Raw genomic sequence first — 562 nt, 5'->3', positions numbered from 1 at the left:
CGGCGTGGACCGTGACGGGCACGCCCGCCTCGCCGGCGCGCTCCGCGGCCTCGGAAAACAGGTCGGCCTCGATGCCCATGTCGCCGGTCGAGTCGGCGAGGAACACCTCGCCGAGGGCGAAAAGCGGGCGGTCGAGGAGGCTGTCGGGGTCCCAGTCGGCGGTGACGCCGCCGTTGATGCCGTAGTCGATACACGACTTCGCGGCGCGCTCGGCCTTCGCGTCGAAGCTCGCGCCGTCGGTCGTCGTCGGGTCGGTGTTCGGCTGCTCGGCGACGGTCGTCACGCCCCCCGCGGCGGCGCTCCGCGCGCCCGTCTCCCACGTCTCCTTGTGTTCGAATCCCGGTTCGCGGAAGTGGACGTGCACGTCGATAGCGCCCGGTAGAAGCAGGTTCTCCTCGGCGTCGGCGGTCTCCTCGTCGGCGTCGGGGTCGAGGTCGCCGACCGCCTCGACGGTCCCGTCCTCGACGCGGACATCGACCACGCGGCCGTCGGCCAGCGTCGCGTTCTCGATTCGCATACGAGGGGGTGCGACGCGCCGGGTGCTAAGTCCGGCGGTTCGGGT

Annotated in this window: 1 protein-coding gene; it reads right to left on the bottom strand. The window is 72.1% G+C overall.

Annotation, left to right across the window (positions count from 1 at the left end; all coding sequences use genetic code 11):
- The coding region (locus tag D3D01_RS22630; RefSeq protein ID WP_147439990.1) for an amidohydrolase family protein at nucleotides 1–517 on the bottom strand (517 nt) is incomplete at its 3' end.
- Between the last annotated feature and the right edge of the window lie 45 nt (nucleotides 518–562).

Source organism: Haloarcula sp. Atlit-7R, assembly GCF_003666065.1.
Lineage (GTDB): Archaea > Halobacteriota > Halobacteria > Halobacteriales > Haloarculaceae > Haloarcula > Haloarcula taiwanensis.
This window is presented reverse-complemented; position numbering and strand designations above follow the sequence as displayed.